Origin of the sequence: Nonomuraea sp. B19D2, from assembly GCF_040137845.1 — a bacterium.
GTDB lineage: Bacteria > Actinomycetota > Actinomycetes > Streptosporangiales > Streptosporangiaceae > Nonomuraea.
Genome location: NZ_JBEFAK010000110.1, coordinates 1 through 6,904, shown reverse-complemented (window position 1 = coordinate 6,904; position 6,904 = coordinate 1). Strand labels below are relative to the sequence as shown.

General features: G+C 64.3%; 5 protein-coding genes. 3 read left to right on the top strand and 2 right to left on the bottom strand.

The window, feature by feature from the left end:
- Positions 1 to 123: 123 nt before the first annotated feature.
- On the bottom strand, positions 124 to 699 hold the full coding sequence (locus ABN273_RS58755) for an AlbA family DNA-binding domain-containing protein (RefSeq protein ID WP_349458503.1): 576 nt from the start codon (positions 697 to 699) through the stop codon (positions 124 to 126).
- A 2,769-nt stretch (positions 700 to 3,468) separates the two neighbouring features.
- Between ABN273_RS58755 and ABN273_RS58750 the strand changes: the two genes are divergently transcribed.
- Entirely contained in the window at positions 3,469 to 4,215 is a 747-nt protein-coding gene (locus tag ABN273_RS58750; protein ID WP_349458502.1) for a hypothetical protein, read from the top strand.
- A gap of 476 nt (positions 4,216 to 4,691) precedes the next feature.
- Complete coding sequence (locus tag ABN273_RS58745) at positions 4,692 to 4,886, top strand: hypothetical protein (protein ID WP_349458501.1); 195 nt, start codon at positions 4,692 to 4,694, stop codon at positions 4,884 to 4,886.
- Here the strand turns inward: ABN273_RS58745 and ABN273_RS58740 are convergent.
- Entirely contained in the window at positions 4,883 to 5,473 is a 591-nt protein-coding gene (locus tag ABN273_RS58740; protein ID WP_349458500.1) for a DUF4240 domain-containing protein, read from the bottom strand. The genes ABN273_RS58745 and ABN273_RS58740 overlap by 4 nt on opposite strands.
- Positions 5,474 to 5,571: 98 nt before the next feature.
- On the opposite strand from ABN273_RS58740, the gene ABN273_RS58735 reads away from it, so the two are divergent.
- Positions 5,572 to 6,717, top strand: coding sequence for an IS630 family transposase (locus ABN273_RS58735; protein WP_349458499.1), 1,146 nt, complete (start codon positions 5,572 to 5,574; stop codon positions 6,715 to 6,717).
- Positions 6,718 to 6,904 lie beyond the last annotated feature (187 nt).

Sequence of the window (6,904 nt, the reverse complement as noted above, 5' to 3'; positions counted from 1 at the left end):
CTCCTCACGCAGGTCGAACACCATCTTGATGGCGCGTTCACGCAGCTCTTGGGGGTACTTCCTCGGTGCGGGCACGACTCCCAGCCTTCCAGTCTTGGGAGCCTCCAACCAACCCGGGGCAGCTCATAGCAACTCGGCATCGTCAGGAAAACGGCCCAGGCCGTGGGGATCCCGTTCGCGGACCGAACGTAGGAACGCTGCGACAAGGTCGCTGTCCAGGTCCTCGCGGGTGGCACCTGGCACGGGCTGCCGGTCGAAGAGCGGCGGCTTCCGGGCAGCGAGGAATGCCTGCTCTTCCAAATCCGACAGTGGGAAGTCCCCGTCGTACCCCCGCATGTATGCCGTACCCGACGCCGTGATCCGACATGGCTTGGCCGACGGACCGCATTCATGCACCCGGGCGACGATGACCGGTGCCCCATCCACCTCCGCGTCGCTGATCGTAAGCTGGACAGGCGGCGAGAACGAGCGAGCCTTGTGAGCGAGGCCCTGCTTGAGAGCTTGTGGATCTGAAAGCTGTACCGGACGAAAGCCGGTGGCCTCGTCGAGGCCGAGGATGATCGTCCCGCCGCCTGGACGGTTTGCCAGCGCGCTCAGAGTTGAGGCGAGCGACTGCGGCAACCCTCCTGCCGCCGACTTGACCTCGACATCGTCGTAGTCGCCTCCGGCCGCGCGAAGACGTGCGACCAACTCGTTCACGCTCTGGCTCATAGGTAAATGCAACCATGTGCTAGTTACATTTACTCGGGTTCTGGTTACATTTCACTCTGTTACGATTCGGCGCCTCCAGACGCGTCGCCACCGAGAGAGCCCGGCACCCTGGACCCGACTGTCCGAGCATCGCGCACGAGTTTCCGATCGACGTGATGCCGAGGCGCTCCCCATCCGGCGCCGCCGACGTCACCAGCCTCCTGATCGAGCGCCTTGCCAGTCGTCTCAAAGCCGCCGCCCGCCTCGTGAGCCGGTGAAGATCAGCGCATCGGCCTCTGGAGCGGTGAACTGGTCGAGGTGGTCGCGGAGTGCCGGGGTGATCGCTTCCGGGATGGCGACCGTACGGACTCCCGCACGGGACTTGGGCGGGCCAACGAGGAGTTCGCCCGTGTCGAGTTCGACATGCTGTTGCCGAACGCTGACGGTCCGGGCCGCAAGGTCAAGGCGGCGGCGCGCCGCACCGCCGCACCTCGGCCCTCCGCCGCTCTGCCGGCCGGGCGTGCGGCCGCCTCAGTCGGAGGGCACCTTGACGGTTCGCGGTTCTACCGCAGGCGCCTGATCTCAACGGTCGACACTCTCCACGTGCGTTTGCAAGTCACACTCCAGCGTGTCGGTTGCGGCTGAAGGTACCCCCCGCCCGATCCATCGTTCCATCGAGTGATCTGCTTACGCCCGCGGATGGAGTAATAGAGCCATGGGTAGCCGAAGTTACTCGTGCAGTCCACCCAGTACTCGTAAGAGCCGACCTGGGTGCAGCTAAAGTGGGCAGTACGGCCACCTTCCACTGAGTGCTGGCACCCGGCAGGAGCGGCAACGCGAAGTGCGTTGGCGTTGGCGTTGGCCGGGCTAGCCAAAAGCGCTGCTGTAGGTAGCGCTATTAGCGCTGCGATGAGTGATCGGCGTATGCGTCGGGACGCAACCCGGATGGGTCCGCCGAACTTCCTGATCGATTGTGTCTTCATGTCCTTGTCTCCCCTTGAATGACAGCAACCGTTGCCTTCATAGACTGCCCCCGTGTCAACTGCTTCCTAAGTATCCTCTGGACCAGTCATAAATCCGTCATAAGCGCGTAACACCGCCGACTGAACCCATAAATGAGGAAACGTGAGGCCCTGCCAGGACCTGGAAGCGTTGAAGAACGATGCCTAATGGGGCGATAGCCACCGAGACGGTGGAACCCGGTGCCGGGCCGAGGCCAAGATCACGTTCCCGCCATACGGGGTTGCGGTGGAAGCCTGCCCGCCTGCCGCCGTCCCAGGGCAAGCCCTAGCAGACCAGCCGCGGGGCGGCCTTCGCTCCTTCAGCACCGTGACCCGGGCGCGCACCTGGTCAGCCCCGCGGCTGGCCCGCTACCTCATCGGCGGGACGACGGCAGACGGGCAGGCAGCGCAGAGTAATTGTGGTCGGGCAATATCTCCGACATACCTCAGATATACCGCCCACTCGTACGATCTCATCGTTGGTGTCTTTCGACGAAAGGCGGGATCATGAGGAAACCGGCTAGCCCGGTAATGCGGCGATTCGCTGTAGGGCTTGCAACAGCCATGATCGCTATTGGCGGAGTAGCGATTGTACCGCAAGCGGCTTCAGCGTCTCCCGGCTTCCTGTACACCAAGTGGGGTGCGACATGCAAGCAGGGGACCACTAAAAAGTCCTACGATACTGGCATCTCGCGGTACAAAGTCGGCGAGCAGCACATCAGGTTCGCGTGGGGATACCCTACGGGGAAAAGCACCGCTCGGGAAAAGGCCTACAATCTCGCGAAAGTCTTTCCTCTCTGCACTAAAGGAGTCGGGCCTAATCTCTGGAGGTGGAGGCTGGACTACTACGGCCTTGAACGCGGGAAGGTCAGCCGACTGAGGTTCGCAAAGCATTCCTGCAATCGAACCGGCCCCTGCACCGGGAAGGCGTACGGCATTACGTACGGAGCGTGGCGGGCGGGCTGGACTCACGAAAAGGCGTGACGAAGACGAAAGGGTTCTCCGCCGCAGGAACGACAGATCTGACCCCCGACCTGAGTGACAAAGCGAGTGACATCGAAGACCACGGGGGCCTACCGATGCCCTACGCGCACATGAACAGACGGGTTGACCAGGCAAAACGCAAGGTCGGGAGATGACCCCGAAAGCTTCGCATCGAAGGGGTCAGGGGTCCGCGCGCTGACTCACGGACGTGATTGGCTGAGCGTCCGTAGGGGAGCCAAGGCGGGAGCCACGCGCGCTGAACGAGCCGGACCGGATGCGAACTCAGACGAACGGGCTGACCTCGCATCCGGATCCGCATGAACTGATCCAAACGGCGGGCAGCTGGTTCGAGTCCTATCGCGGGAGCTCGTTAAGCTGAAGGACACACAGGTCAGGCCACCTTCCTAGATCAAGGATATGGGGCCTGACTCCTTCCGGGAGCTACTACCCGGTTTGATCCCCGACGCCCGCAGAGCACGCAGCGCAAGCTTGACAAGCCTGAATTCAACCGAACGCGGCTGACGCCCGAACTCCGCCGCAAGATCTACGACGCTATGACGGTCACGGTAGTCGGCCACAAGTCGGTCATCGTCCAGCACACTCCACCGCTCGTACGCGTTCGGGTAACGCGCCCTGATCTCCCAGCGTCGGCCGACCCTCCGTGGGGCCACCTCAGCCATGACATCGAATCTAAGGGACTACTCAAGCGTCATGCGCCGGAAATTGCCGCTGGTAGAGCGGCGGCGACGGTTGCATGATCGCTCGTCCCCCGCTGACCGACTGGGTGTAAATAGTGGCCCGCAGACGCGACAAGAAAGCCAAGCAGATCGAAATTGTGATGGTGACTGACGGCCTCGGTGTCGTCTCCATCCGCGGCGGCCCTACCGGAGCCGTGCTGTCCATCACGGGCGAGCCGGTGGCAGCCGACACCGCCGACTTCGGCGGCAGCATCGGGCGCCTCGTCACCCGCCACACGCCCTGGCCGAGCGACGGGGATCCACACCTCGTCTCCGAGTGGGCTCCAGTTGCCGAATGGGGCCGTATGCGCGACTGGCTCGCCGGCCCGAGCCCGGTCGAACGGCTCTCCGAGCCGCTGGCACCGCTCCTCGCACTGCTGGAGCCGGGAGAGTACCAGCTAACGATTACCGAGCTGGCACGGCCCAACGTCATCGAGGTCGAACCGGGCGAGAAGCGCGACTGGTATGATCACCCGGACGAATGGGACCGCGACGTGATCGTTCCAACGCACCGCTGGCCTCCCCCTGCGCCGGCGACCGCTCTGGAGTACGGCCGCCGCATCATCGAAGGCCGCCGTCCGCTCACAGTGGCGATCCGCCACAGCCAGCACCTCGGGTGGTTCCTGCTCGACGGCCACCACAAGCTGGCCGCCTATCTGAAACGCCAGTTGAACCCGGCATGCATCGCCATCGAGCGACTCCCGCCCCACGGCGTGCGCCGGGACGAGCTGCCCCACTGGTGGCCATCGTTCCGCGAGATCTGGGAGGCCTGGCCCACCCCCGGAGGACCTGCATCCGCGTAAATCTATTGAAACGGCGAGAGCATGGTTCGAGTTCTATCGCGGAAGTTTGGTAGCACTGAGGGACACAGCTCCACGCGGCGGGGGCCGCCTCTACTCCCTCACGGTCCTGAAGCCGGGCGCACGGCCGGGCAGTCCCGCGCGGCTGTCCAGCTTCCCTTCGAGTACGACGGAGAACAGGACCAAGAGACTGAGTGACAAACGGAGTGACATCAGGGAGGCCCGCCGCAGCGCGACCATGCACGTGAGTGCACACCGAACGGCGACCTGAACAGCGAAGACTCCAGCTCTGATGATCGAATGTCTACTCTTACAAGCGAGGGGTCACTGGTTCGAACCCAGTACTGCCCACCTGCGTAAACATTTGATCTCTGATCTTGAAAACTGCGAGCAGGCCGGGCACACCGAGGCGCGCCGGTGGCCGCAGGCCACCAGGAGATGTCCCGAGGGCTCAACATGACGAACGCACCGCACTCGGCATGGACTACGCCGAAGCCGTCCTCATCATCCGCCGCACCATGGCCCACCCCAACGGCCACCCCATCGAAATCACCGAAGTCAAAGCCCCCGCCAACCGCTACGAGATCGGATACCACCGCGAACTGGCCGACGACCCCGAAGCCGATCTCACCCCACAGAAACTCAGCGACAACGGCATTGACCTGGTGATCTAGGCGCGGCCGTGCAGCTCGCTCATGTAACGGTTGATTCGTGGCAGCCTTCGGGCCGACTCTTCCTCATCGTCCAATTCCCAATCTTCGTCGCTGGGGTGAGGGAGTGCGAACAACTCATGGCCGCGTGCCCTCAGAGCGTCGAAGAAACTTTCGCGGCTATTGCCTGTTGCTCGTTCCCACGCGTTACCAGCCACGTAGTCCAAGATCTCGAACTGTGGCCAGTCATCGTTTGTCCACGAGGGCCCACGATGCTCCAGGGCCACCAGGCGCTGCACCTCCGGCACATCCACCAGGGCGTCTGGGTCACGGGCCACCTGCTCGAAGACCTCGCGCCCCAGACCCACGAGCCACATTTGGAAGTACCAGAAGCCGTCGCCAGAGCCGAATCCGAACAGGGCGCGCATGGCACCCCACATCAACCACGTGTCCACGCGGCGCCTGGCCGAGAGTATGCACGACTCGAAATCGATGATGTCCTCGGCGGAGCGTTGTTCCAGCGCATCTTGAAGCCATGCCGCGCGCGCTTTCTTCCCACCCGCTTCACGCCCGGATTGCTCTATCAGGCGCCAGAACTCATCCGCATCCATAGGGGCGATCTTGGCAGCGGCCGCCGACAAAATCGATGGTGCTAGTGCTCTGATCGCATTGGTTCGCCGTGGTGGCGGTCGTGGCGGTTGGATATGCGGTGACGTCCATTCGACCGCTGGAGGCGCGGTGGCTGAGCCTGTCCGTGCGCAGACTGACCGACCAGGAGGGGCAGAAGCTGCAGCAGATCGTGCGGCGGAGCAGCACGAGTTCGGTGCGCTATCGGCGCGCGATGATGCTGCTGACCTCGGCCGGCGGGAACCGTGTTCCGATGATCGCCCAGCTGGTGCAGGCTGACGAGGGCACGGTGCGGGATGCGATCCACCGGTTCAACGAGATCGGTCTGGCCTGTCTGAACCCTCGGTGGGCGGGAGGCCGATCCCCGCCTGCTCAGCCCTGGCGACGAGGACTGCGTCGTCCGGACGGCCGCCACCCGCCCCACCAAGCTCGGCCGGCCCTTCACCCGCGGTCTATCCGCAAACTCGCCGCTTACCTGCGGAAGGTACACGGACGCATCATCCGCGTCGGCCTGGAAACGTTGCGCTGCCTGCTGTTGCGCCGCGGCATCACCTTCCAGCGCACCAAGACCTGGAAGGAATCGCCCGACCCGGATCGCGACGCCAAGCTCGACCGCATCGAGCAAGTGCTGGACCGCTTCCCCGACCGCGTCTTCGCCTTCGACGAGTTCGGGCCGCTGGGGATGCGGCTCACCGCGGGCTCTTGCTGGGTCAAGCAGGGTAAGCCCGACCGCCTGCCGGCGACCTACCGCCGCACCCACGGCGTCACCTACTTCCCCGGTTGCTACTCCGTCGGCGACCACCTCTGGGGCATCAACCACCGCCGCAAAGGCACCGCCAACACTCTGACCGCGCTGAAGTCGATCCGCGCAACCCGACCCGACGGCGCCCCGATCTACATCATTCTGGACAACCTCTCCGCCCACACTGGCGCGGACGTCCGCCGCTGGGCGGAGAAGAACAAGGTCGAGCTGTGCTTCACCCCGACCTACGCTTCCTGGGCCAACCCGATCGAGGCCCACTTCGGTCCGCTGCGCCAGTTCACCCTGGCCAACTCCAACCACCGCAGCCATCCCGCGCAGACCCGGGTCCTGCACGCCTATCTGCACTGGCGCAACGCCAACGCCCGCCACCCCGACGTACTCGCCGCCCAACGCAGGGAACGCGCCCGCATCCGCAGCGAGAAAGGCATCCGGTGGGGCGGACGCCCCTTCGCCGCCGCAGCCTGATCAAACGGTCCCAGCGGAGAACGTCAGATCCTCGCGCTACGGGCGATGCGGTATAGCACGTTGAGGTGCCCCGAACCTTCCGGACCCGGACCCAAGTAGGGTCAGAGGCAGTCCGGGAAGGAAGCACGTGGCGAAGAAGCCGAGAATATATCCACCAGAGTTGCGGGCCGAAGTCGTGCGGGCCGTC